The following is a 25,237-nucleotide window of genomic DNA, read 5'->3' on the forward strand; positions in this document are numbered from 1 at the left end:
ACTGATAGAATTCGTATTGAGGTGACGAAATGAGAGTCAAATGTATGATTTGTGATAAAAAAGATATGTTAGATGATGAAAATCCTATGGCAAAAAAACTGCGTAATCGCCCTATTCATACATATATGTGCATGGAATGTTCGGAACGAATTGCAGAGCGTACAATGGAACGTCATGCAAGTGGTAATTTCCGATTATATCGTGATAAAAAAATCGAAGATGATTGGTAAAATGTAAATAAGTCCTTACTCATATAGATAAGGACTTATTTATATTTTTCTGGTTCACGATTCATCTGATCCAAAAAACAATCAATGGCTTCTAACGGAAACCTTGCAGATTTCCGTTCTCCATTCATTTCATATGTAATTAAATACATTTCCTCGTTCTTTTCGACTTCCACATTTCTTAATTTATGTTCTTCATATATCATATTTTGAAATAACAAATATGTTTCTTTTGCAGCACTATCATCTGGACGTGCTTCCGCAACTGTTTTAATTGTTAACCAATTATATAGTGCATCTTGTACTGAACGCATGAAAACTCCCCTTCCTTATCCTGCTTTTTGTTGTTTCGCTTGACGCAAACGCAATCTATAAATTCCAAGTACAATTGCCGCTACAACAAGTCCTTCTCCAACAGGTAAAAACACAGCAAAAAAGGTTAATACTGTGCATCCAATTGCTAATGATATGTATATCACAATATTTTTTAGTACAGACAACTTTCTAGCAAATCCTAAATTATAAACGAGAGCACTTAATATAATAATCGTCCCATAAAGTAACCACATTCCTAACTCTGGATTTTCATCTACCTTACACAATTTTGCAAAAAAAGACATCCTTTCTAACACACTCTTCCCCCCTAGCAGTAAAATGCAATTTTCTTTATACACTTAATACAAGAGTAACTCGCAAAAAAAATACTGTCCACAAAAATGAGTAAATATTCTAAAAAATAAACAAAATAAAAAAACAACGCCCTTTATAAAGGGCGTTGTTTTTTTATTTTTACGCTTCAACAGATTTCTTTTTCTTAGCAGCTCTTTCGCGCTCACTCTTATCAAGAATCTTTTTACGTAGACGAATTGATTCTGGAGTTACTTCACAGAACTCGTCATCGTTTAAGTACTCTAATGATTCTTCTAAAGTCATTAGGCGTGGTTTCTTCATTGTTGAAGTTTGATCTTTCGTCGCAGAACGAATGTTAGTTTGTTGTTTCATTTTCACAACGTTAACTGTTAAGTCGTTCTCACGAGTGTGTTCTCCTACAATCATACCAGCATATACTTCTGTACCTGGTTCAACGAAGATTACACCACGGTCTTCAACTTGCATAATACCGTATTGTGATGCTTTTCCTGTTTCAAGTGAAACTAGAACACCTTGACGACGTCCACCAACTTGTCCAGCGTGTACTGGTTGGTAGCAATCGAATGTATGGTTTAAAATACCGTAACCACGAGTTAATGTTAAGAATTCTGTTGTGTAACCAATTAAACCACGTGCTGGAACCATGAAAGTAAGGCGAACTTGACCGTTTCCGTTATTCACCATATCTAACATTTCACCTTTACGTGCACCCATAGATTCCATAATAGAACCAGTGTATTCTTCAGGTACATCGATTTGTACACGCTCTACAGGCTCACATCTTACGCCATCAACTTCTTTAATGATTACTTCTGGCTTAGATACTTGTAATTCATAACCTTCACGACGCATGTTTTCAATTAAGATAGATAAATGTAGTTCCCCACGTCCAGATACGATCCACGCATCAGGAGAATCTGTATTATCTACACGTAAACTTACATCTGTTTCTAATTGTGAACGAAGACGCTCTTCAATTTTACGAGATGTAATGTATTTACCTTCACGACCTGCAAATGGGCTGTTATTTACAAGGAACGTCATTTGTAGTGTTGGCTCATCAATACGTAATAATGGTAACGCATCTTCATGCTCAACTGGACATACTGTTTCACCAACGTTGATGTCTTCCATACCAGAAACAGCTACTAAGTCACCAGCTTTTGCTTCTTCAATTTCTTGACGTTTTAATCCAATGTAACCAAATAATTTTGTTACACGGAATTGTTTTACACTTCCATCAACTTTCATTAAAGCAACTTGTTGTCCTACTTTCATTGTACCGCGGAATACACGACCAACTCCAATACGTCCAACGTAGTCGTTGTAATCAAGAAGTGCTACTTGGAATTGAAGTGGCTCTTCGCTGTTATCAATTGGTGCTGGAATATGTTCGATAATTGTATCGAATAATGATTTCATATTCTCTTCTTGATTTGCTGGGTTTGAATCTAAGCTTGCTGTTCCGTTCATTGCTGATGCAAATACAACTGGGAACTCTAATTGATCTTCGTTTGCACCAAGCTCAATGAATAAGTCGATTACTTCATCAACTACTTCATCTGGACGAGCGAAGTCACGGTCAATTTTGTTTACAACTACGATTGGAGTTAAGTTTTGCTCAAGAGCTTTCTTTAAAACAAATCGTGTTTGTGGCATACAACCTTCATATGCATCAACAACAAGTAAAACACCATCAACCATTTTCATGATACGTTCTACTTCTCCACCGAAGTCAGCGTGACCAGGTGTATCTAAAATGTTAATTCTTTTATCTTCATAGTGAATCGCTGTATTTTTCGCTAAAATTGTAATACCGCGTTCTCTTTCTAGATCATTTGAATCCATTGCGCGTTCTTCAACGTGTTCGTTCGCACGGAAAGTCCCCGCTTGACGTAATAACTGGTCAACAAGTGTTGTTTTACCATGGTCAACGTGGGCAATAATTGCTATATTACGTAAATCTTGTCGTTTTTTCAACATGTCCAACTCCTAATGTCTTTTTAATCCTTCTCTATTATAAGAGCGAAGGGGATACAATAGCAATTAAAATAAAAGCAAGAATGAAAATATAGTTGTATTCTTACTTTTGTGAAAGTAAAATGAGATTGGAGGGTGAAGAAATGGAACACATTCAATATCGCTTTTTATTAACTGCAATTATCGGTGTTATTTTCTTAATCGGTATCGGCATTATGATTGCTGAAAATAGTCCAATCGGTATTATTATTTGCATTATCGGCACATTTGTTACAGTTGGATACGGTTTTGTAACAAAAAGAAAAATGCGCAAATCACAATAACGCTAAAAAGTAAGAAGCTTATACACAGCCTCTTACTTTTTTTGTTGCTCTCATATAAACGATAACACTTCTTCATACACTCCTGGTTTTGCAACTAACACACTGCTCTTCTCTATGATAGAAAGTGGCGCTCCAGAGAATGTCGTCACCTTACCTCCAACTTCTTCTACAATTATCTGTCCTCCGCCAAAATCCCATGGTGATAATCTCGGCGTTACATATGCATCTATTCTTCCTGTTGCAACGTATACCATCTCTAACGCTGCACAGCCATATGATCTTGTGCCCCTTGCTTTCTTAACAAGTGCCATCATACTTTCCATATTAAGCAATGGATTATCTGTAAGCCATATCGCATTTAAAGCTACAATACCTTGCTCTACAGTTCCTTTTTTCAATGGAGGAATTGATATATCATTACAAAAAGCTCCAGATCCCTTGACTGCATGATATAGTTCATCATGCACTGGATCATATATAAGTCCAATCTTTCCGATACCGTTCTCATAAATCCCAATTGAAATCGCAAAATTTCTTTTTTGATGAACAAAGTTCATCGTGCCGTCAATTGGATCAATTAACCAAACAACCCCGTCAGAAGACGTTATCTCGTCTCCATAACCCTCTTCTCCTAAAATATTATGATTCGGGAATGTTTCTTTAATTTTCCCAATTAAAAACTGTTCTATCTCTCGGTCCATATTTGTAACTAAGTCAGCTGCATTTGATTTTGTTTCTATAATAAGTGCTTTTTTCATTGATGCCATTAAATGCTCTCCTGCATCCCGAATCCACCGTTTGGCGTGTGCATCAATGTCTTTCCATACTTCTTGCATGTTTAAACACTCCGATCTATACTGTTCACAGAAAAAACGAACCCTTTATAAGGTTCGCACCAACTAATTTTTTATACATATACTATTATTACGCTTCTAAACGAATCATTTCAAGTCTTAACACTTCTAACTTTTGTACACACTCTTCTTTTTTCTGTTTATCATCTTCCATCATCGCATCATATAAAGTTGCTAATTCATAATCTAGCTCCAAACGTAGCACCGGTATTCTCTTTTCAGCATCTGTTCTCTTTAACGCATTAATCACCTGTCTCATATTATTTGCCTCCTCCCAATATTCGTCTGCCCTCGGACTAGAATTAATTCAATTTTCTGATTTTTTGTTTTATACTATACTATGTTGGATAAATCATCTATGCAACAAAATTATATTTTTTTATTTAAATTTTTTTTGTGCTGTTTTTTTTATGAATAGTACAAGCTATGCTAAAATAAAAGCAAAATAGGAGTTGGAGGAACAATCATGACAATACAAACATTCAAGTCAACTGATTTTGATGTCTTTACAGTTGATGGTCTCGAAGAACGAATGAGTGCAATTAAAACGAACATTCATCCTAAGCTAGAAGCTTTAGGGGAACAATTTGCAGAATACTTATCCAAACAAACTGATGAGAACTTTTTTTATCATGTTGCAAAACACGCACGCCGCAAAGTCAATCCACCAAACGATACTTGGGTTGCTTTTTCAACAAATAAACGAGGATATAAAATGCTACCGCATTTCCAAATCGGCTTATGGGGTACTCATGCCTTCATATACTTTGGTTTAATCTATGAGTGTCCACAAAAAGTTGAGACGGCTCATGCCTTCTTAGAACATTTAAATGATTTAAAAACAAATATTCCAAATGACTTCGTTTGGTCCATTGACCATACTAAACCAAGTGTGAAATTACATAAAACACTTGAAACCGAAGACTTACAAAAGATGATTGAACGATTAGCTACTGTAAAAAAGGCAGAATTATTAGTTGGTATTCATATATCACCAGAGGAGTTTTCAGCAATGACCAACGAACAATTCCTTGCTAAGATTGAATCTACGATGCAATCACTCCTTCCTTTATATGCACTTTGTAATCGATAGTAGAAAACGGACAATTTATATTGTCCGTTTTTAGTTGTTATCACATTATATCACTTCAGTTTTTATTTTTCAAAATATTTTTTATATTTTTACAAGCTTTTGTTCTTCGACTTCTTTTGCCCTTTGAATAGCACGATATATAGAGTATCCACTTACTTCTTCAAATTCTTTATCAATTTTCTTTTCTTCTGCTTTCGATGGAACAATCTCTTTAAAACGACGATATAAACCCATTAATTCTTCTCTTATAATCCCTTTTTCATAAGCTTTCTCAATCGCTTCATAAAACTTAACAATTTTAACCATTTCCTCATTTGACCAATCATAATCTAACGGATATTGATATTCCATTTCGCACCTCATTTATCATTTCTTCTTGTTTCATTATGCTATCTTAAAGAGAATATTTTATTCTTCATTATAGCCACTCTGCATTATACACTATTTATTCATTTTAATGGAATTGTCTTCCTCTATTCATTAGTTGAGGCTAACTATTAAACATACTCACCTTAAAAACATTTTTTTCTATACATCTATAATTATTGGTGATATAATGCTTTTGTTTTATAGAAAATAAAGTGAAGCTACCATCTCAAAAACGATTTTTTGAATGGCAGAAAAACAAGCCTTATTCTAAAAAAGACTAAACTTTTTTAGAGCAGGATTATATAAAACAAATTACACTAAATATTATGAAGAAGAAGGGGTGTATAGATTGTCCCAATACGAAACACCATTGTTTACCGCTTTAGTTGAGCACAGTAAGCGAAATCCAATTCAATTCCATATTCCTGGTCATAAAAAAGGACAGGGCATGGATCCTACATTTCGCGAATTTATTGGGCATAATGCATTAGCAATTGATTTAATTAATATTGCGCCACTCGATGATTTACATCATCCCAAAGGTATGATTAAAGAAGCACAGGATTTAGCAGCCGCTGCATTCGGTGCAGATCATACTTTCTTTTCTATTCAAGGTACAAGTGGTGCTATTATGACAATGGTGATGAGCGTTTGCGGTCCTGGTGACAAAATCCTAGTACCACGAAACGTGCATAAGTCAGTAATGTCAGCTATTATTTTCTCAGGCGCAAAACCGATTTTCATGCATCCTGAAATCGATCCGAAGCTCGGTATTTCTCATGGAATCACAATTCAATCTGTCAAAAAAGCACTTGAAGAGCACTCAGATGCAAAGGGCTTACTTGTTATTAACCCAACGTACTTTGGGTTTGCTGCAGACTTAGAACAGATTGTACAATTATCACATTCTTATGACATCCCTGTACTAGTCGACGAGGCTCATGGTGTTCATATTCATTTTCACGATGAATTACCCATGTCAGCGATGCAAGCTGGTGCAGATATGGCAGCAACAAGTGTTCACAAATTAGGAGGCTCTTTAACTCAAAGTTCTATTCTTAATGTGAAAGAAGGCTTAGTGAATGTAAAGCATGTCCAATCTATTATTAGCATGCTTACGACTACATCAACTTCTTACATCTTGTTAGCATCCCTTGATGTTGCGAGAAAACGTCTTGCTACAGAAGGAACAGCACTCATAGAACAAACAATACAATTAGCTGAACATGTTCGTGATGCTATAAATTCTATTGAGCATCTTTACTGTCCTGGAAAAGAAATGTTAGGTACAGATGCTACCTTTAACTATGATCCTACAAAGATAATTGTATCTGTAAAAGATTTAGGTATTACCGGCCACCAAGCTGAAGTATGGCTTAGAGAGCAATATAACATTGAAGTAGAACTCTCAGATCTATACAACATACTATGTCTTATCACTTTGGGAGATACAGAAAGTGATACAAATACACTTATTGCAGCTTTACACGATTTAGCAGCAACATTTAGAAATAGGGCAGATAAAGGTGTTCAAGTACAAGTAGAGATTCCAGAAATTCCAGTGCTAGCACTTTCTCCTCGAGATGCTTTTTATTCGGAAACAGAAGTCATTCCATTTGAAAATGCAGCGGGTCGTATTATAGCTGATTTTGTTATGGTTTATCCGCCAGGGATTCCAATCTTTACTCCGGGGGAAATTATTACACAAGAAAATTTAGAGTATATTCGTAAAAACTTAGAAGCAGGTTTACCTGTACAAGGTCCTGAAGATATGACATTACAAACATTACGTGTTATTAAAGAGTACAAGCCTATCAGTTGATAGGCTTTTTTTTTCACCTTTTTTCCTTTTCTTCATACGATACTTAAGAATGTAACGTATAGGTGGGGATACTATTATGATTGTAATAGGCCGTTCTATTGTACATCCTTATATTACAAATGAATATGAGCCATTTGCAGCAGAGAAACAACAAATTTTATCAATAATGGCAGGAAATCAAGAAGTTTATTCCTTCCGAACAGCTGATGAACTCAGCTTTGATCTCAATTTACGAGTTAATATTATTATCTCTGCACTAGAGCTTTTTCAAAGTGGATTTCAGTTTCGTACATTTCAACAATCCTTTTGCAACCCCCAGTATTGGAAAAGAACGTCTCTTGGAGGATTCGAGCTTCTTCCAAACATACCACCTTCTATTGCCATACAGGATATTTTCAAAAACGGAAAACTATATGGAACTGAATGCGCAACCGCTATGATCATTATTTTTTATAAAGCTTTACTATCATTGTATGAGGAAGAAACTTTCAATCGTCTATTTGCAAACCTTTTACTTTATACATGGGACTACGATCAAGATCTAAGGCTCATAACAAAAAACGGTGGCGATCTTGTTCCAGGTGACCTCGTTTACTTTAAAAACCCACAAGTGAATCCAGCTACGATTGAGTGGCAAGGAGAAAACACAATCTATTTAGGAAATTTCTTTTTTTACGGACATGGCGTGGGTGTAAAAACAAAAGAAGAAATTATTTATTCATTAAATGAACGAAGAGTCCCTTACGCTTTTATTTCAGCTTTCTTGACTGATACTATTACCCGTATCGATAGCCGTATAATGAGCCAATACGCTTCTTCTAGTACACCACAGACATCCATAAGTTTTATTCCAATTAGAGATGATGCAATCGTTGCAACAGTTGGTCATACAACTACAATTTATTAAAAAAGCGCCTACACATGTAGGCGCTTTTTCTTATTATTAAGCTTTTGTATGTTCTTTATGGTCACATTCGCAATGAGATCCACATTTCCCGTATAGTACTGTTGATTTTTCATCTTCAAAATGTCCAATTGTTCCTTCACATACTTGGCATACGATTGTTCCCATTTTCATTTCCCCCTGAGTTTTAATAGTAATCTATTTATTTATCATTAAGCTTTCGCATTATCTTTTCTAGCACAGTCACAATTTGTTCCACATTTTCCGTAAAGTACCGTCGTTTTCTCATCTTCAAAATGTCCGATTGTTCCTTCACATACTTGGCATACGATTGTTCCCATTTTTCATTTCCCCCTAAGTTTATGGTCCTAAAAACTTTTAGCTGTCCATTTCCTATCAATTATTGGGCTTTTGTATGCTCTGTGTGATCACATCCGCAAGATCCACATTTCCCGTAAAGTACCGTTACTTTCTCATCTTCGAAGTGTGCAATTGTACCTTCACAATCTTGACATACGATTGTTCCCATTTTTCATTTCCCCCTAAGTTTATAATCCCAAAAACTTTTTGTAACCGCTTAACTTTCTGTCTTCATTTTAATATGTTATACTTTTTACGTCAATAGGTTTTCAGTATAACACATTAAATATTTTTAATTTAAATTAGTATGCGATATTCAAATAAAAAACAGCCATATTTATAAGTACGACTGTTTCAAAATAATTATTCTTCATATTCCGCATGTAAAGAAGTTGACGGAACTAGAAATTTGAAAAACTGAGCTAACTCCTTTGCTTCCTCTTCTGATCCTAATTTAAAAATCTCCTGTATATATTGAATATTCTCTACATCATCTCGTCCGAGTAAAGTAGACCTTCCTGTTTGCATACAAACAATGAGCGGCTTTCCAAAAAACATATTTGTATAAATAACACCAAAATCATAACGTGTATCATGTGTCATAAACCCTAAAAATCGTACCTTCACACTTTCATGCTCATCATACAATTTTTCAAACATTGGTTTCCACCTTTCTACATCACGTTTCATTAATAGTATATTAAACAAAACATGTCATACTCCTTTTAATTGTCAAAAAATTCAGTAGGATGTAGAATGATAGTATTCTACTAAGTTAGGGGGAACTTATATGCAACACGCCTTTATTACGCTTGTACCGAAATCCAACCAACAATCAGTTTCAATAGATGATATAAAACAACTTTTTCATTATTATAAAATAGTTACTTCTAAAACTGGTGCCCAAATTAATTACACGTATACAAATACCGCTTTTCCTTATGAAATTTTAGATACATCTACAACAACATTAAAACTTCAATCCACTCACGACCGGTATGACTCAATTTATATTGGTGTTGGTATAGAAAATGAACAATCTTTCATCCAAGTTTCTTTACCACCTAATGCAACATTTGGTGACAAAGGGAAAGCAAATGAATTTTGCCGTTTTTTAGCGAAGAAATTAGAAGGAGAGTTACAATTATTTAATGGAAGAACAATGTATTTTTATAAACGCTAATTTAAAAAATAGATAATATGATTAAAAATAATATACAATTCGAACATGTAAGAAATAAAGCTTGCTTTCTTACGTGCAATACAAAATATGCTATTACATAGGCTAAATATAGAAATACGAAAAAAAGAATAACTTTATAATGAAACTTATCACCATTCGATAATGTTAATACAGTGGAAAAGCCACTCCATAGTAGTAAATGATAAAATATAACATGTAATATTTTCATGGAACCTTCTCCTTTGACATGCTCTATTTTATTAATATATGGGGTTAAGTTTGAATCAATTACATATTATAGGATGATATATATTACCTTTGAAGTAAGTTAAGCCGGAATCATTTGTTAAAGTATTATATATTCATTCGACAAGTACGTTTAAAGACCTTGCAAGTCATTTGATGAAAATAAAAATAGCCCCTCTCTTACAATAAGAGAAGGGCTATTTACATTACTTAAATTATTTTACAATGTGAATTGGCATTCCAAGAGCAACTTCAGCTGCTTCCATTGTGATTTCACCTAATGTTGGGTGAGCATGGATTGTTTGAGCGATATCTTCAGCTGTCATTCCAGCTTCGATAGCTAAACCAATCTCAGAAATAATATCAGAAGCACCTGCACCTGCAACTTGAGCACCTACAAGAAGACCATCTTCTTTACGTGTTACAAGTTGTAGGAAACCGTCAGTGCTGTTTAATGATAATGCACGACCGTTAGCAGCGAATGGGAACTTAGATACAGTTACAGTCATTCCAGCTTCTTCAGCTTGTTTTTTAGTGTAACCAACAGATGCTAGTTCTGGATCAGTGAAGCATACTGCAGGAATTCCGATGTAATCGATAGCTGATGCATGGCCACTAATTGCTTCTACAGCTACTTTACCTTCGTAAGAAGCTTTGTGAGCTAATGGTGGTCCAGGAACGATATCACCGATCGCATAGATGTTTGGTACATTTGTACGACATTGCTCATCGATTTCGATGATGCCGCGGTCAGTCATTTTAACTCCAACTTGCTCAAGACCGATCTCTTGAGTGTTTGGACGACGACCTACAGTTACTAATACGTAATCTGCTTCTACAGTTTGGATTTCACCTTTAACTTCAAAGCTAACTTTTACGCCAGTTTCTGTTTCTTCAACGCCTTTAGCCATAGCTTTTGTATGGATATTTACGTTACCTTTTTTCTGTAGAGCACGTTTAACAACAGAGCTCATAGCTTTTTCGAAACCAGCTAAGATTTCGTCGCCAGCTTCTACTACAGTAACTTCTGTACCGAAGTTAGCATATGCAGTACCTAATTCCATACCGATGTAACCGCCGCCGATTACAACAAGTTTTTTAGGAATTTCAGGTAAGCTTAAAGCACCTGTAGAGTTGATAACACGTTTAGAGTATTTGAATCCTGGAATTTCGATTGGTGTAGAACCAGTTGCAAGAACAGCATTTTTAAACGTATAAGTTTGAGCTGCATCTTCAGTCATAACGCGTAATGTATTAGCATCTACGAAGTAAGCTTCACCGCGAATGATTTCAACTTTGTTACCTTTAAGAAGGCCTTCAACACCGCCAGTTAATTTCTTAACTACGCCGTTTTTCCATTCTTGAACTTTTGTAAAGTCAACTTTTACGTTTTCTGCAGTAATACCCATGTCATCAGAATGCATTGCATTCTCATAACGATGACCTGCATTGATTAACGCTTTTGAAGGAATACATCCAACGTTTAAGCATACGCCACCAAGGTTAGCTTTTTCAATGATTGCTACCTTTTGACCTAATTGTGCTGCACGAATTGCCGCAACGTATCCACCAGGACCTGCACCAACAACGACTGTATCTAATTCAATTGGGAAATCTCCTACTACCATTGTTATTACGCCTCCATTACTAATAATTGTGGGTCATTCAATAGACGTTTAATTTGGTTTAACGCTTTTTGAGCAGTTGCACCGTCAATTAAACGATGGTCAAAGCTTAGAGATAATGCTAATACTGGAGCTGCAACGATCTCACCGTTTTTCACAACTGGTTTTTCAGCGATACGGCCGATACCAAGGATTGCTACTTCTGGGTGGTTGATAACTGGAGTGAACCATTGTCCACCTGCAGAACCAATGTTTGTAATTGTGCAAGAAGCACCTTTCATTTCAGCTGGAGCTAGACGACCTTCACGTGCTTTACCAGCAAGATCATTGATCTCGTTAGAGATTGTGAAGATAGACTTACGATCTGTATCTTTAACAACTGGTACTAATAGACCTTTGTCTGTATCAGCTGCGATACCGATGTTGAAGTAATGTTTATGAACTACTTCTTGAGATGCATCGTCTAAAGAAGTGTTTAACATTGGGTATTCACGTAATGCAGATGTTAAAGCTTTAACAACGTACGGAAGGTAAGTTAATTTAATACCTTTGTCAGCTGCTACTGCTTTGAACTTCTTACGGTGAGCAACAAGTTCTGTTACATCTACTTCGTCCATTAATGTTACGTGAGGAGCTGTGTGTTTAGAGTTAACCATTGCTTTCGCAATCGCTTTACGGATACCACTCATTTTCTCACGAGTTTCTGGATATTCACCAGCTGGGATTGGTTGTGCTTTTGGTGCTTCTTCTTTCGCTGCTGCTGGAGTAGCTTCTACTGCTGCTGGAGCCTCAGTTGCTGCTACAGTTTGTCCACCATTTGCAAATGCATCGATGTCAGCTTTTACGATACGGCCATTCTTACCAGTACCAGCTACTTTATGAATGTCTACACCCTTTTCACGAGCGTATTTACGAACAGATGGCATAGCGATTACGCGCTCATTTACTACTTCTGCAGTTGCTGCTGGAGTAGCTTCCGCTGCTGGAGCTTCTACTGCTGCTTCTTCAGCTTTTGGAGCTTCATCATGATCGTCACCTTTAAATTTAAGGTTTTCGTATCCAGGAGCATCAAATTTAATTAATGTATCTCCTACGATTGCAACTGTTCCTTCTTCTACAAGTACTTCAAGTACTTTACCTTTAACAGGAGAAGGGATTTCTACTACTGCTTTATCATTTTGTACTTCAAGAAGTACATCGTCTTCGTTTACTTCATCGCCTGGTTTAATAAACCATTTTACGATTTCACCTTCGTGGATACCTTCACCGATATCTGGTAGTTTAAATTCAAATGCCACGGAATTCAGCCCCCTGATTCATTTCATTATTATGGAATATGTACAAAAGAAACCAGCATGTGCTGATTTCTTTTGCACATGAAAAGCTAAAAATTAGAAGTTCATTACTTTGTTTACAGCTTCAACAATATCTTTGTGGTTTGGTAACCATACGCTCTCTGCTTGAGAGAATGGGAATACTGTATCAGCAGCTGCAACACGTACAACTGGAGCTTCTAAGTTTAAGATTGCACGGTCGTTAATTTCCGCTACAACGTTAGCTGCAATACCAGCTTGTTTTTGAGCTTCTTGAACTACAACTACGCGACCTGTTTTTTCAACAGAAGCGATGATTGTTTCGATATCTAATGGTTGAACTGTACGTAAGTCAACAACCTCTAAAGAGATACCTTCTTTTTCAAGTTCTTCAGCAGCTTTTAATGCAGCGTGAACCATAGCACCGTAAGCGATAACTGATACATCTGTACCTTCACGTTTGATATCAGCTTTACCTAAATCAATTGTGTAATCACCTTCTGGTACCTCTTGACGGAATGAACGGTACAATTTCATATGCTCTAAGTAGATAACTGGATCGTTGTCACGAATCGCAGAGATTAAAAGACCTTTAGCATCGTATGGAGTAGATGGAATAACAACTTTTAGACCAGGTTGTTGAGCCACTAATCCTTCTAAGCTATCAGCATGTAGTTCAGGAGTATGAACACCACCACCGAATGGAGAACGAACTGTTACTGGAGCAGTCCAACGTCCACCAGAACGGTAACGCATACGAGCTAATTGACCAGAAATTGAATCCATTACTTCATAAACGAAACCGAAGAATTGGATTTCTGGAACTGGACGGAATCCTTCAAGTGCAAGACCAACTGCAAGTCCACCAATACCAGACTCTGCAAGTGGAGTATCCATTACACGATCTTCACCAAATTCAGCTTGTAAACCTTCAGTAGCACGGAATACACCGCCGTTTACACCAACGTCTTCACCAAATACAAGTACGTTAGGGTCATTTTTCATTTCAACGCGTAAAGCATCAGTGATTGCTTGAATCATTGTCATTTGAGCCATGGCTTACTTCGACTCCTTTTCTTTGTAGATTTCATATTGTTCAGCTAAGTTGTAAGGCATTTTTTCGTACATGATTTCCATTAAATCAGTTACTTTTTGTTTTGGAGCTTGGTCAGCCTTAGCAATTGCTTGTTTGATATCTTCTTTTGCTTCTTCGATTACTGTCTCTTCAACTTCTTGAGACCATAGTCCTTTAGCTTCTAAGAACTTACGGAAGCGTACGATTGGGTCTTTTTGTTCCCATTCGTTTTCGATATCTTTTGTACGGTAACGAGTTGGGTCATCACCAGCCATTGTATGTGGACCGTAACGGAATGTTAAAGTCTCGATTAAAGTAGGGCCTTCGCCATTTACTGCGCGCTCACGAGCGAAAGCAGTTGCTGCGTATACAGCTAATGGATCCATACCGTCTACTTGAATTCCGTAAATACCTGCTGCTACTGCTTTTTGTGCTACAGTTTTAGCTGCAGATTGCTTTTCTACTGGAGTAGAGATTGCATAACGGTTGTTTTGAACAACGAAGATTGCTGGAGCTTTGAATGCACCTGCAAAGTTCATACCTTCGTAGAAGTCACCTTGTGAAGCACCACCGTCACCAGTGTAAGTAATTGCAACAGATTTTTTACCACGTAGTTTCATACCTAACGCAACACCAGCAGTTTGGATGATTTGCGCACCGATAATGATCTGTGGAGCTAATGCATTTACATTCTCAGGCATTTGGTTACCCATGAAGTGTCCACGAGAGAATAAGAATGCTTGGTATAATGGTAATCCGTGCCATACTAATTGTGGTACATCACGGTATCCTGGTAAGATGAAGTCTTCTGCTTCAAGTGCGAAATGACTTGCTAATTGAGAAGCTTCTTGTCCAGCTGTAGGTGCGTAGAAACCTAAACGTCCTTGACGGTTTAAAGAAATAGAACGTTGATCTAATACGCGAGTATACACCATACGACGCATTAATTCTTTTAATTGGTCATCAGATAATTCAGGCATAGCTGCTTCATTCACAACTTCACCGTTTTCATTTAAAATTTGTAATGTTTCAAATTGAGCTGCGATAGCTTTCATTTGCTCATCAACATTAAATAGGGTCTTTTTTGTTTTAGTACCCATTCCGTTCACCTCTTCCTCTCTTGAACCATATTCTGAAACGCTTTCACTGGCTATTTTCCAGTTTAAAAAGCGCAACGATGTAAACCAACATGTTTGTATGTCGGTTGAGAATAATTTTGTGTACCTAACAATCTGTACTAATGTTTTTTCAGAAACATATTAATACAATCTTGATCACGTTTTTTAGTTTACAACTATTCTAATTACGATGTCAATTACTTTGAATACGTTTTTTTATAAATAATATGCAGGTTTCTACTACACAAACGTGTTTTTATTTTTTACATCTGTATTAGTAAGCATTGACCTACTGTTATATTATTCCCTTTTTCACTTATTTTTTCTCTTAGAATAATATGTAAACGATTTAATTCTCTTTAGTTTTTCTCTCTTCGTAACAAAAATATACAAACTACTCTTCCTTTTTTAGGTAAATACCTATACATTTCTACCCTCTCTTCCATACATTATAGTAACCGCAGTATTAGCGGGAAATAATAAAGGAGGTCATCTCATGTACGGATACTCATATTGCTATCCAACTTGTTCATATCCTTCCTACGGTTATGGCGGTTCTTGTGGCGGGTCTGGACGCGGCTTCGCCTTAATCGTTGTGTTGTTTATTCTTTTAATTATCGTTGGTGCTGCTTGCATTCGCTAATGTAAAACGAAACAACTATGGAAAGAAAAAGACGGCTTTGCCGTCTTTTTCTGTTTATCACATACATAACCTACTCTATAATAGAACGATTTCCAAAATGCCTTCCCTTTCTTGCCGATGACTTTTTCCATCTCCTTTGGTAGACTAAAGAGGAAAGGAGAGATTACATATGCTTACAATGAAAGATGTTATTCGCGAAGGAGATCCTATTTTGCGCAACGTTGCAGAAGAGGTGTCATTACCGGCAAGCGAAGAAGATACAACTACCTTAAAAGAAATGATTGAATTCGTAATAAATAGCCAAGATCCTGAAATGGCTGAAAAATATAGTTTACGCCCTGGAATCGGATTAGCGGCTCCGCAAATCGGTGTTTCAAAAAAAATGATTGCAGTTCATGTAACCGATGCGGATGGTACATTATATAGCCATGCATTATTCAATCCAAAAATCATTAGCCATTCTGTTGAACGTACATATTTACAGGGTGGTGAAGGCTGTCTATCTGTAGACCGCGAAGTACCTGGTTATGTTCCTCGTTATACAAGAATTACAGTAAAAGCAACTTCTATTAACGGAGAAGAAGTAAAATTACGTTTAAAAGGTTTACCAGCAATCGTATTCCAGCACGAGATTGACCATTTAAATGGCGTTATGTTCTATGACCATATCAATAAAGAAAATCCTTTTGCCGCTCCTGATGATTCCAAACCTCTAGAGCGATAATAATAAAGAGGCGGAAGTTAATCTTCCGCCTCTTTATTATTAAATGGGTTCCATATTCACTTATAACAATCCAGCCCACTTTAGTCCATGATATATACCGTCTTCATTAACATCCTTTGTCACATGATTTGCAAGTTTTTTCAAGTCTTCATGGCCATTTCCCATCACAATACCTGTGCCAACGGCTTCGATCATTTCTAAATCATTTAAGCCATCTCCAAATGCATACACTTGGTCACGATTAAAACCTAACTTTTCAATGTATTTCTCAATTCCTTTTGCCTTAGAACCACCATTCGGAATGATATCCATTGAATATGCATGCCAACGAATAAAATGAAAATCTGGATAATGATTAATAAACTTTTCCTCTTCATTTACTTCACAAAAAAGTAGTGTTTGATAAATATTACGTTCCTCATAAAAATTAGGCTCATATGTTGGATGCTCAAAGTTTAAGCTTCCAAAGCCTTCTTTCACATAATCATGATATTCCACTGATGCTCTCATATCTTGATGGTCAAGATATACAAGTGGATATCCTTCTTGTTTTGCAAACTGAGTAAACCTATGTAAAGCATCTGGATGTAACGGATTATTAAATATTACCTCATCTTCAAAGACAACATATTGCCCATTAAAACTAACATAATTATGTATATCAAGTTCCTTACGAATATCTTCGAACATAAATGGCGCGCGGCCTGTCGCAATTGCTACATGTACACCTTTTTCTTGTAACTGTTTTACTGCATCTCGTGTAGATTGCGGAATTTTTTTATCATGATCTAATAATGTTCCATCAATATCAAAAAAGACAATTTTATCATTCATTTGTCAAAATCCTTTCTGGCACTCTATATTCCTATTTTGAATATCACTTTTCAAATTCTAAAAAAAAGTATAACATATTAAACATCTGTGAAGAAAGCGTTCCCTTTCTGACCTTATTTATAAACTTTGCATATATATATTAGTAAAACATGTGGATACTTGTTCGGATGAATTTTCTTTTCCATTCTTCCTCATACTATACCTATAACTAACGGCTACTAATCGTTACTATAGAATAACTTTCACTGTATGGGAAAGGACAAGATTCACCCTTCACTTTTGTCCTATCTCTTATATCAGAGATAGAGTTTTCACTAGTAATAGGCATGTTTAAAATAAGGAAAGGAAGGAGTAATCATGCTGAAGAAGCTGAAGAAAAAGCTCAAGCGTTATTTAAACGGTCTAGTCCGTAAAAAGACAATCGCTTAAATTGTGCCCATTTCGGGCTTTTTCTTCATTCTCATTCGAAAAAACATGAAAATCGTGACTGTTTGCTTTATAATAAGTAACAGATAATGCAAAACATAGACAAGGAGAGGTTTTCCAAATGATTTTTAAAGTATTTTATCAAGAAAAATTAACTGAGGTTCCAGTACGTGAAAATACAAAAGTTTTATATTTAGAGGCTACGTCTGAAAAGGATGTTCGTACAAAATTAAATAAGTTCGCATATAATATCGAGTTTGTTCAGTCTGTTACTGGCGCTCATCTTGAATATGAAAAAGAAAACGCTGATTTAACATTAGCGGAAATCGTATAGCGATATGAAATTTCTAAAAAACGACCAAGTTGCTGTATTTGCTCTCGGTGGGCTTGGTGAAATCGGTAAAAATACATACGCTGTTCAATTTCAAGATGAAATTATTATAATTGATGCTGGAATTAAGTTTCCAGAGGACGAACTTCTCGGAATCGATTATGTAATACCAGACTACACTTATTTTGTGCGAAACGAAGATAAAATTAAAGGGTTATTCATTACACATGGTCACGAAGATCATATCGGCGGAATCCCTTACCTATTACGTCAAGTGAACATTCCGATTTACGGCGGAAAATTAGCAATTGCACTCATCAAAAACAAATTAGAAGAACACGGCTTACTTCGTAAAGCAAAACTTTACGAGATTCAAGAAGATGACGTTATTAAATTCAAAAAAACGTCTGTATCCTTCTTCCGTACAACTCACAGTATTCCAGATTCGTACGGCGTTGTTGTGAAAACACCTCAAGGTCAAGTTGTTCATACAGGTGACTTCAAATTTGACTTCACACCAGTTGGTGAACCAGCTGATTTAACAAAAATGGCTGAAATCGGTAAAGATGGCGTACTATGTCTATTATCTGATAGTACGAACAGTGAAGTTCCAAACTTTACTATGTCTGAGCGTCGCGTTGGTGATAGCATTCAAGACATTTTCCGTAAAGTAGAAGGACGGATTATATTCGCAACCTTTGCATCAAATATCCACCGCTTACAACAAGTTGTTGAAGCTGCTGTTGAAAACAACCGTAAAGTAGCTGTGTTTGGTCGAAGTATGGAAGCAGCGATTGAAATCGGACAAAACCTTGGTTATATTCGTTGCCCGAAAGATACGTTCATAGATGCATCTCAACTAAACCGATTACCAGCTAATAAAGTTGTTATTTTATGTACAGGTAGTCAAGGTGAACCGATGGCAGCACTTTCACGTATTGCAAACGGTACACACCGCCAAATTCAAATTATTCCTGGAGATACAGTTGTTTTCTCTTCTTCACCAATTCCAGGAAATACAATTAGCGTAAGTCGTACAATTAACATGTTGTACCGCGCTGGCGCTGATGTAATTCACGGGAAACTTTCAAATATCCATACAAGTGGACACGGTGGACAAGAAGAACAAAAGTTAATGTTACGTCTAATTAAACCGAAGTACTTCATGCCAATTCATGGTGAATATCGTATGCAGCGTATGCACATGAACATAGCAAATGATTGTGGCATCCCTGAAGAAAATTGCTTCATTATGGATAATGGCGATGTTCTTGCTTTACGTTCGGATGAAGCTAGCGTAGCTGGAAAAATCCCATCTGGTTCGGTCTACATTGATGGAAACGGTATTGGAGATATTGGCAATATCGTATTACGCGATCGTCGTATCCTTTCTGAAGAAGGACTTGTAATTGTAGTTGTAAGCATTGATATGAAAGAATTTAAAGTTGCAGCAGGACCTGATATCATCTCACGCGGTTTCGTTTACATGCGTGAAAGCAGCGATTTAATCAATGATGCACAAACATTAATTACAACTCATTTAGAAAAAGTAATGGAGCGTAAAACAACACAATGGTCTGAAATTAAAAATGAAATTACAGACACATTAGCCCCATTCCTATATGAAAAAACGAAACGTCGTCCAATGATTTTACCAATCATTATGGAAATATAAGAAAAAGGACAATGCCATGAAGGCATTGTCCTTTTCTCTTATCTTAAAAAGTGTTTAAATCGATCCACTTCATCGTCATGACCAATGACAATTAATATATCTCCTGCTTGAATATTCTCCGTAGCTCGAGGGGATACGATAACTTCTTTGCCTCGTTTAATTGCTACAATATTCAATCCAAACTTCGCACGAATATCTAATTCAATTAAAGAGTGCCCATCAATTTTTTTATTCGCAATAATCTCTACAATACTATGCTCATCTGAAAGCTCAAGGTAGTCTAGCACATTGCTTGATGCAATATTATTAGCAATCCTTTTTCCCATATCACGTTCTGGATGCACAATATGATCTGCACCTATTTTACTTAACACTTTTTCATGATAATCATTTTGAGCTTTTACAGTAATATTTTTTACACCCAACTCTTTCAAAATCAAAGTCGTTAAAATACTTGAATTTAAATTATCTCCAATAGCAACGACTACGTGATCAAAATTTCGAATACCAAGGCTTTTTAATACCATCTCATCTGTTGAATCTGCAATTACAGCATGCGAAGCTATATTTGCAAATTCATTAATTTTATCCTCATCTGAATCGATTGCCATTACTTCCATACCTAATTGAGCTAGTTCTCGGCAAATACTTCCACCAAAGCGACCAAGTCCAATGACAGCAAATTCTTTTTCTTTCTCACCCACAAGAATTCCTCCAATAACTTCAAGTACTATTTATTTTCAGTGTAACACACTTTATATGCGTCACAAAAACTGTAATTAGCTCTTATTTTTGTTTTTGTATATAAAAATATTGTTGCAAGTAAAAAGCGATACCAACAAGTAGCATAGCAAATACAAATATATTTCCAAAAGAACTAAATGTTTCAAAAACGAATAATAATGTTTCTTGACCAAAAAAGGCAAATAGAAGCTGTGTGAATGCAAATAACAACGCCCATATGTAATGATGTTGATGGAATAAATAATGCGTTGCACCTAAAAAAGCAATAAACGAAACGATAAAGATCCACCAATTTTCTAAAAATAGTTGCCAATTAGAAAATTGATATCCATTTACTAATATCGCAATAAGCGCGATAACTGCCATCGTCGGCACACTCCAAAATAATGCCCGTCCTCTAAAGAAACGAGTACCTTTAACATCTCCTTTTTCATGTGCAATATATGTTAGTACTACTGTGCTTATATACAAAACAGAAAGAATTGTTAAAACGATAATAAGCCAAAAATGTAATTGATAATATTCATGCTCTATATTTGTCACGATTGCAGCTAACATGCACGGAATTAACATTCCCGTCCAACCATCTACTTTTCTTTCATTCCAAAAGACCGTATTACCAATCCTTATTCCTAACAACATAAAAATAATGATACCCAATACAAATAACGTAGTTTTATTCCCTACTAAACTCGTTGAGAAAGCAATTAATCCAATAAATAAAAAGAGCACAAACCCATTCATAATTTCTAGTACAGGTGATAAATATCTCTTCACCCATTTGTATGTTTCGTCATATTCATTATTATCTACTAGACGATAGGCATAAAAACTTATCCCAAAATAAACCGCCGCAATAATAACATACGCATATAAGACGAAACATAAAATCGCACTGCTAATTTGCACGTAATTCCCCACCCTTTTTTCTATGTTTCACATTGATTTTACACACTTTTCATACTAAAAGTAAATATATATAAGTTAGTCAAATAATTAATAATGAGCAGTGGCTAAACCCCCTGCTCATTATTAAAACAGTACAATTAACTTTAATTCTTCCATTTGTATGTAAATGTCTAAAATCAATCTATACGAGCGTTACTTACACCTCAGAACAAAAAGTTTTTTGGAACCTTCAAGAAAGCGGAAGTTTTATTTTCTATTCCCTTTCCACTTTACATATTGGCTTAAAAATGTAATTGCCTTTTCAATCACTTCTTCGTCTGGTTTTAATTTTGCATGATGTAAACCATATTCTGAATTTACTCCAAGCCAAAACATAAATCCAGGGATTTCTCGAAGCATATAACCAAAATCTTCACCTGTCATTGCCTCAGTACATGTAATAACATTCATATCAGTTTGTTTATGTACAAATTGCATAAACTCTCTCGTTAACTCTTCATGGTTATATACTTGATGATACATTGCTCCGTAATCTATAATCGACTCACACTGGAAAGAAGCTTCGATACCTGCAACAATTGCCTCAATTCTGCTTTTCACACGCTTCATTGATTCCACTGATAATGTTCGAATCGTTCCTTCTAAACGAGATTTTTCTGCAATAATATTTTGGACCGTACCACCTGTAATTTTCCCGATTGTAATTACTGCACTATCAAGAGGATTTACATTGCGACTAATAACGGATTGAAGCTGTGTAACAAGGTGACTCGCTGCAACAATCATGTCATTTGCAGTATGCGGATAGGCAGCATGGCCACCTTTCCCTTTTAAATCAATATATAATTCTGAAGTATTGGCAAATAACAGTCCTTCTTTCGTTGCAATTGTACCTACAGCGTATTCTGGTGCAATATGAAGACCAAGAATTATATTTGGTTTCCATTCTTTTAACTCTTCACTTTCTAACATAGGAAGAGCACCGCCTGGTCCTTCTTCTGCTGGCTGGAATAGAAATACAAGGTCATCATCTATTCTTTCGCTCACAACTTTCGTTAGAAGGCCTAAACCGATTGTTGTATGTACATCATGGCCACATGCATGCATCATCCCCTCATGAATAGAAGCAAACTCGTATCCAGTTTCCTCTGTAATTGGTAAACCGTCTATATCTGCACGATAACCTATTATTTTTTCGGGATTTTTTCCATTTACTTTAACGATTACACCCGTTTTCCATGTCTTCACTTCCACAAATTCATGAGAAAGTGTTCCTATATAATCTAAAATATACTGTTGTGTTTTCCATTCCTTAAATCCGATTTCTGGAATTCTATGTAGATCTCTACGAATTTGGACAAATTTGCTTACTGTCATTTTTGCACCTCTATCTATAAAAAGCGTAAGAGCCCTTTTACGCTCTTACGCTTTTTTTACTTTTTATTTCTCTGGGTTTAATTGACGAAGCTCTTGTTTAATTTCTGTTTTTGCTTTTGTCTTCTCATCAATTTCTTTAATTACACGTGCTGGAGTACCTGCAACAACTGTGTATGGAGGCACATCTTCTGTTACAACAGCTCCCGCTGCTACAACTGCACCTTTACCTACTGTAACACCCTCTAAAACAACTACGTTTGCACCGATTACTACATCATCTTCAACGATAACTGGTTTTGCAGAAGGTGGCTCAATAACACCTGCAAGTACAGCACCTGCACCTACGTGACAGTTTTTACCGACTGTTGCACGTCCACCAAGTACTGCATTCATGTCGATCATAGAACCTTCACCAATTACAGCACCAATGTTAATTGTTGCATTCATCATAATTACAGCGTTGTCACCAATTTCAACATGGTCACGAATAATAGCACCTGGCTCGATGCGAGCTTTAATACCTTTTAAATCAAGCATTGGGATTGCAGAATTACGACGATCGTTTTCTACAACGTAGTCAACGATGTGCTTATTATTCTCATCAAGAATTGTCTTAATTTCAGACCATTCTCCGAATAATACACCTGATTTTTTATTCACAAATGCTTGTACTGTTTCAGGGAATGTTACTTCTTTTAAATCCCCTTTTATGTATACCTTTACAGGAGTTTTCTTTTCACTTTTTTGAATAAACGAAATAATTTCGTTAGCATCCATCATTTTCATTCTTGTTGCCTCCTAAATCCATTTATAATGTTACTCTACCAAACGAAAGAGCGAGTAGCAAGATAATAATCTTATTTTTCCCTTTGAATTTCTTCTATAATTTCTAAAAATGCTTGCACTTGCTTCAACTGCCTTGCCGAGTCACTTGTTAACAACCATGTTTCTCTCGTCAGTTGAACAGGTGTTTTATACATATTTTCCTGTACTTCCTTTAAAACAGTAGAAGGTAAAAGGGCATAACCTATACCATTTAAAACAAGTTGTTTACATGTTTCAATTTGGTCAACTACAATTGTTCGCTTAGGCGGATTAGAAAATAAACCATACCACCAATTTTGTATTTGTCCATAATAAGTAGAGTCACTTTTAAATTGAATGAACGGCCTATTTGTTTCTTTTAACATCGAAATATCTTTTATTTCTTTATCAACTAAATACAGTTCATCTTCAAATAATTGTTGTTTCTGACCTTTATATTCTTGTGTGCCCCTCAGTATAGCAACATGAACGTCTCCTTCATAAAACTGCTTTTGCACTTCACTACTCCATCCAGTAAACAGCGATATCTTTACAGAAGGATATTTATGCACAAACTTTTTCAAAACAGGAGGGAGCCAATATTGACCAATAACTGACGCAACAGCTATTTTTAACGTTCCATGAGTTTCCGTTCTAAAAACAGCTAGCTCACTTTTTATATCTTCTTCCCTTTGCAACATTTCTTTAGCATAATTTGCTACTTTTTCCCCTTCAGGTGTAATTGTCAATCCTTTTTGTGAGCGAATAAAAAACTTCATTCCCCATTGTTTCTCCATAGATTGTAATCGTTGACTCAGCGCAGGTTGGGAAACAAATAAACGTTCCGCCGCTTTTCTCATATTTGATTCCTGAGCTAACACAACCATCATTTGAAAATCATCAATTTGCAACTTTCTCCCTCTTTCCTTAGCTTCCATACACCTTATTTTAATAAGCTTTTCATCCTTAATTTAGCCGAATGCTTTCATTCAGAAAATACAATTGTCCAGCGCAAACTTTCCTTATGTTTTATGTCTTTTTAAATATAATACATACACAAGTGATATGCACGAAAAAAAGTGACTTCTTCGTTTCTATGAAGTCACTTTTCTCACGTTATCGATTATATTGCCTTACTTTCTTATTCAACAATTTTAAAATAGCCCGACGTGTTAAAATCCCCTCAAAATAGCCTTCTTCATTAACAGCGCAAATAAAAGGATGATCAATTGTCATTTCTAAAGCTTTTGCAAATGAATCGTCTAATTTAAGAACAGGTATATCTTCCTTCATCACCTGCTCTACTTTCATATCATCGAGTCTTTCAAACTCAATACGCTCTAATCCTAACATACCATCTAATATCATGGCAGTACTAATCAAACCATGTAGTTTATACATTGGATCTAAGACAGGTATCGCCGAATATCCAGATTTCACAAGAACGAGTAAAGCATGTTCTAAACTATTTCCAATTTGGACATGAGCTACTTTTTCCGATGAAATCATTAAATCCTTCACAAGAATTTGTTGAAATTCGTCTTTCGGAATACTAATCATATTACATCCCCCATTTTCCTTTTTTCCTGCTTATGTTCACAACTCTATTCACATTTTATGACAGCGT

Annotated in this window: 32 protein-coding genes; 10 read left to right on the forward strand and 22 right to left on the reverse strand. The window is 35.9% G+C overall.

Features of this window, described 5'->3' with window-relative positions:
• The first annotated feature begins 29 nt into the window (after window positions 1-29).
• Window positions 30-230, forward strand: a complete 201-nt coding sequence (locus MHB52_RS20540; protein ID WP_002082250.1) for a YlaI family protein — start codon at window positions 30-32, stop codon at window positions 228-230.
• A 35-nt stretch (window positions 231-265) separates the two neighbouring features.
• Here MHB52_RS20540 and MHB52_RS20545 read toward each other — a convergent pair whose 3' ends face one another.
• From MHB52_RS20545 to typA, 3 genes are all read right to left on the reverse strand, one after another.
• Window positions 266-541: a hypothetical protein gene (locus MHB52_RS20545; protein WP_001258147.1), complete on the reverse strand. Its 276-nt coding sequence runs from the start codon at window positions 539-541 to the stop codon at window positions 266-268.
• Between the two features lie 15 nt (window positions 542-556).
• Complete coding sequence (locus MHB52_RS20550; RefSeq protein ID WP_000893662.1) at window positions 557-859, reverse strand: YlaH-like family protein; 303 nt, start codon at window positions 857-859, stop codon at window positions 557-559.
• Between the two features lie 157 nt (window positions 860-1,016).
• Window positions 1,017-2,861, reverse strand: a complete 1,845-nt coding sequence (gene typA, locus MHB52_RS20555; protein WP_000914759.1) for a translational GTPase TypA — start codon at window positions 2,859-2,861, stop codon at window positions 1,017-1,019.
• A gap of 140 nt (window positions 2,862-3,001) precedes the next feature.
• Here typA and MHB52_RS20560 point away from each other — a divergent pair, with 140 nt between their 5' ends.
• A complete protein-coding gene (locus MHB52_RS20560; protein ID WP_000400127.1) occupies window positions 3,002-3,181 on the forward strand; it encodes a DUF5325 family protein in 180 nt (59 codons plus the stop codon).
• Between the two features lie 50 nt (window positions 3,182-3,231).
• On the opposite strand, the gene MHB52_RS20565 is transcribed toward MHB52_RS20560, so the two are convergent.
• Together MHB52_RS20565 and MHB52_RS20570 are read right to left on the reverse strand one after the other, a co-directional pair.
• Entirely contained in the window at window positions 3,232-4,017 is a 786-nt protein-coding gene (locus MHB52_RS20565; protein ID WP_001158703.1) for an inositol monophosphatase family protein, read from the reverse strand.
• A gap of 88 nt (window positions 4,018-4,105) precedes the next feature.
• The gene (locus tag MHB52_RS20570; protein ID WP_001250164.1) at window positions 4,106-4,294 is read right to left on the reverse strand and encodes a hypothetical protein; all 189 of its coding nucleotides are present in this window, start codon (window positions 4,292-4,294) and stop codon (window positions 4,106-4,108) included.
• Window positions 4,295-4,501: 207 nt separating this feature from the next.
• On the opposite strand from MHB52_RS20570, the gene MHB52_RS20575 reads away from it, so the two are divergent.
• On the forward strand, window positions 4,502-5,128 hold the full coding sequence (locus MHB52_RS20575; RefSeq protein ID WP_000155317.1) for a YktB family protein: 627 nt from the start codon (window positions 4,502-4,504) through the stop codon (window positions 5,126-5,128).
• An 81-nt stretch (window positions 5,129-5,209) separates the two neighbouring features.
• Here MHB52_RS20575 and MHB52_RS20580 read toward each other — a convergent pair whose 3' ends face one another.
• The gene (locus MHB52_RS20580; protein WP_061663488.1) at window positions 5,210-5,479 is read right to left on the reverse strand and encodes a UPF0223 family protein; all 270 of its coding nucleotides are present in this window, start codon (window positions 5,477-5,479) and stop codon (window positions 5,210-5,212) included.
• 367 nt (window positions 5,480-5,846) lie between these two features.
• On the opposite strand from MHB52_RS20580, the gene speA reads away from it, so the two are divergent.
• Both speA and MHB52_RS20590 read left to right on the forward strand, forming a co-directional pair.
• The gene (gene speA, locus MHB52_RS20585) at window positions 5,847-7,319 is read left to right on the forward strand and encodes an arginine decarboxylase (protein WP_000084905.1); all 1,473 of its coding nucleotides are present in this window, start codon (window positions 5,847-5,849) and stop codon (window positions 7,317-7,319) included.
• A 76-nt stretch (window positions 7,320-7,395) separates the two neighbouring features.
• Window positions 7,396-8,226, forward strand: coding sequence for a protein-glutamine gamma-glutamyltransferase (locus tag MHB52_RS20590; protein ID WP_000635337.1), 831 nt, complete (start codon window positions 7,396-7,398; stop codon window positions 8,224-8,226).
• Between the two features lie 36 nt (window positions 8,227-8,262).
• Here the strand turns inward: MHB52_RS20590 and MHB52_RS20595 are convergent, their stop codons facing one another.
• From MHB52_RS20595 to MHB52_RS20610, 4 genes are all read right to left on the reverse strand, one after another.
• A complete protein-coding gene (locus tag MHB52_RS20595) occupies window positions 8,263-8,391 on the reverse strand; it encodes a GapA-binding peptide SR1P (RefSeq protein ID WP_000536796.1) in 129 nt (42 codons plus the stop codon).
• A gap of 44 nt (window positions 8,392-8,435) precedes the next feature.
• Window positions 8,436-8,564, reverse strand: coding sequence for a GapA-binding peptide SR1P (locus MHB52_RS20600; RefSeq protein WP_000536803.1), 129 nt, complete (start codon window positions 8,562-8,564; stop codon window positions 8,436-8,438).
• Window positions 8,565-8,623: 59 nt separating this feature from the next.
• Window positions 8,624-8,752: a GapA-binding peptide SR1P gene (locus MHB52_RS20605; protein WP_000536778.1), complete on the reverse strand. Its 129-nt coding sequence runs from the start codon at window positions 8,750-8,752 to the stop codon at window positions 8,624-8,626.
• Window positions 8,753-8,946: 194 nt separating this feature from the next.
• A complete protein-coding gene (locus tag MHB52_RS20610; RefSeq protein ID WP_033683945.1) occupies window positions 8,947-9,243 on the reverse strand; it encodes a DUF3055 domain-containing protein in 297 nt (98 codons plus the stop codon).
• A 130-nt stretch (window positions 9,244-9,373) separates the two neighbouring features.
• Between MHB52_RS20610 and MHB52_RS20615 the strand changes: the two genes are divergently transcribed.
• Window positions 9,374-9,766: a DUF1885 family protein gene (locus MHB52_RS20615; protein WP_001163292.1), complete on the forward strand. Its 393-nt coding sequence runs from the start codon at window positions 9,374-9,376 to the stop codon at window positions 9,764-9,766.
• 1 nt (window position 9,767) lies between these two features.
• Here MHB52_RS20615 and MHB52_RS20620 read toward each other — a convergent pair whose 3' ends face one another.
• The 5 genes from MHB52_RS20620 to pdhA all read right to left on the reverse strand — a co-directional run bounded on the left by MHB52_RS20620 (window position 9,768) and on the right by pdhA (window position 15,125).
• Window positions 9,768-9,995 carry a hypothetical protein gene (locus MHB52_RS20620; RefSeq protein ID WP_000697469.1) on the reverse strand — a complete coding sequence of 76 codons (228 nt, stop codon included), beginning with the start codon at window positions 9,993-9,995 and terminating at the stop codon, window positions 9,768-9,770.
• A gap of 232 nt (window positions 9,996-10,227) precedes the next feature.
• Entirely contained in the window at window positions 10,228-11,640 is a 1,413-nt protein-coding gene (gene lpdA, locus MHB52_RS20625) for a dihydrolipoyl dehydrogenase (protein WP_000260104.1), read from the reverse strand.
• 5 nt (window positions 11,641-11,645) lie between these two features.
• On the reverse strand, window positions 11,646-12,935 hold the full coding sequence (gene pdhC, locus MHB52_RS20630; RefSeq protein ID WP_000863419.1) for a pyruvate dehydrogenase complex dihydrolipoyllysine-residue acetyltransferase: 1,290 nt from the start codon (window positions 12,933-12,935) through the stop codon (window positions 11,646-11,648).
• 93 nt (window positions 12,936-13,028) lie between these two features.
• Complete coding sequence (gene pdhB, locus MHB52_RS20635; protein WP_000068168.1) at window positions 13,029-14,006, reverse strand: pyruvate dehydrogenase complex E1 component subunit beta; 978 nt, start codon at window positions 14,004-14,006, stop codon at window positions 13,029-13,031.
• A gap of 3 nt (window positions 14,007-14,009) precedes the next feature.
• Window positions 14,010-15,125 carry a pyruvate dehydrogenase E1 component subunit alpha gene (pdhA, locus tag MHB52_RS20640; RefSeq protein WP_000536895.1) on the reverse strand — a complete coding sequence of 372 codons (1,116 nt, stop codon included), beginning with the start codon at window positions 15,123-15,125 and terminating at the stop codon, window positions 14,010-14,012.
• 514 nt (window positions 15,126-15,639) lie between these two features.
• Here pdhA and MHB52_RS20645 point away from each other — a divergent pair.
• Window positions 15,640-15,786: a YjcZ family sporulation protein gene (locus tag MHB52_RS20645; protein WP_000274562.1), complete on the forward strand. Its 147-nt coding sequence runs from the start codon at window positions 15,640-15,642 to the stop codon at window positions 15,784-15,786.
• A 169-nt stretch (window positions 15,787-15,955) separates the two neighbouring features.
• Window positions 15,956-16,510, forward strand: coding sequence for a peptide deformylase (gene def, locus MHB52_RS20650; RefSeq protein ID WP_000957048.1), 555 nt, complete (start codon window positions 15,956-15,958; stop codon window positions 16,508-16,510).
• 60 nt (window positions 16,511-16,570) lie between these two features.
• On the opposite strand, the gene MHB52_RS20655 is transcribed toward def, so the two are convergent.
• Entirely contained in the window at window positions 16,571-17,344 is a 774-nt protein-coding gene (locus MHB52_RS20655) for a Cof-type HAD-IIB family hydrolase (protein WP_044795980.1), read from the reverse strand.
• A 547-nt stretch (window positions 17,345-17,891) separates the two neighbouring features.
• Here MHB52_RS20655 and MHB52_RS20660 point away from each other — a divergent pair.
• Complete coding sequence (locus MHB52_RS20660) at window positions 17,892-18,104, forward strand: DNA-dependent RNA polymerase subunit epsilon (RefSeq protein ID WP_000576435.1); 213 nt, start codon at window positions 17,892-17,894, stop codon at window positions 18,102-18,104.
• 4 nt (window positions 18,105-18,108) lie between these two features.
• A complete protein-coding gene (gene rnjA / locus MHB52_RS20665; RefSeq protein ID WP_000670377.1) occupies window positions 18,109-19,776 on the forward strand; it encodes a ribonuclease J1 in 1,668 nt (555 codons plus the stop codon).
• Between the two features lie 38 nt (window positions 19,777-19,814).
• Here rnjA and MHB52_RS20670 read toward each other — a convergent pair whose 3' ends face one another.
• The 6 genes from MHB52_RS20670 to cbpB all read right to left on the reverse strand — a co-directional run bounded on the left by MHB52_RS20670 (window position 19,815) and on the right by cbpB (window position 25,170).
• The gene (locus MHB52_RS20670; protein ID WP_000504032.1) at window positions 19,815-20,480 is read right to left on the reverse strand and encodes a potassium channel family protein; all 666 of its coding nucleotides are present in this window, start codon (window positions 20,478-20,480) and stop codon (window positions 19,815-19,817) included.
• Between the two features lie 82 nt (window positions 20,481-20,562).
• Window positions 20,563-21,429 (reverse strand): cytochrome d ubiquinol oxidase subunit II, encoded by an 867-nt coding sequence (locus MHB52_RS20675; RefSeq protein ID WP_016118568.1) that lies wholly within the window; start codon window positions 21,427-21,429, stop codon window positions 20,563-20,565.
• A gap of 246 nt (window positions 21,430-21,675) precedes the next feature.
• On the reverse strand, window positions 21,676-22,806 hold the full coding sequence (locus tag MHB52_RS20680; protein WP_000218675.1) for an N-acetyldiaminopimelate deacetylase: 1,131 nt from the start codon (window positions 22,804-22,806) through the stop codon (window positions 21,676-21,678).
• A gap of 63 nt (window positions 22,807-22,869) precedes the next feature.
• Window positions 22,870-23,592, reverse strand: coding sequence for a 2,3,4,5-tetrahydropyridine-2,6-dicarboxylate N-acetyltransferase (gene dapD / locus MHB52_RS20685; protein WP_000783241.1), 723 nt, complete (start codon window positions 23,590-23,592; stop codon window positions 22,870-22,872).
• 71 nt (window positions 23,593-23,663) lie between these two features.
• Window positions 23,664-24,548 carry a LysR family transcriptional regulator gene (locus MHB52_RS20690; RefSeq protein WP_001987174.1) on the reverse strand — a complete coding sequence of 295 codons (885 nt, stop codon included), beginning with the start codon at window positions 24,546-24,548 and terminating at the stop codon, window positions 23,664-23,666.
• A gap of 178 nt (window positions 24,549-24,726) precedes the next feature.
• Window positions 24,727-25,170: a cyclic-di-AMP-binding protein CbpB gene (gene cbpB, locus MHB52_RS20695; RefSeq protein ID WP_000623580.1), complete on the reverse strand. Its 444-nt coding sequence runs from the start codon at window positions 25,168-25,170 to the stop codon at window positions 24,727-24,729.
• Window positions 25,171-25,237 lie beyond the last annotated feature (67 nt).

Origin of the sequence: Bacillus sp. FSL K6-0073 (genome assembly GCF_038006085.1) — a bacterium.
Classification (GTDB): Bacteria; Bacillota; Bacilli; order Bacillales; family Bacillaceae_G; genus Bacillus_A; species Bacillus_A cereus.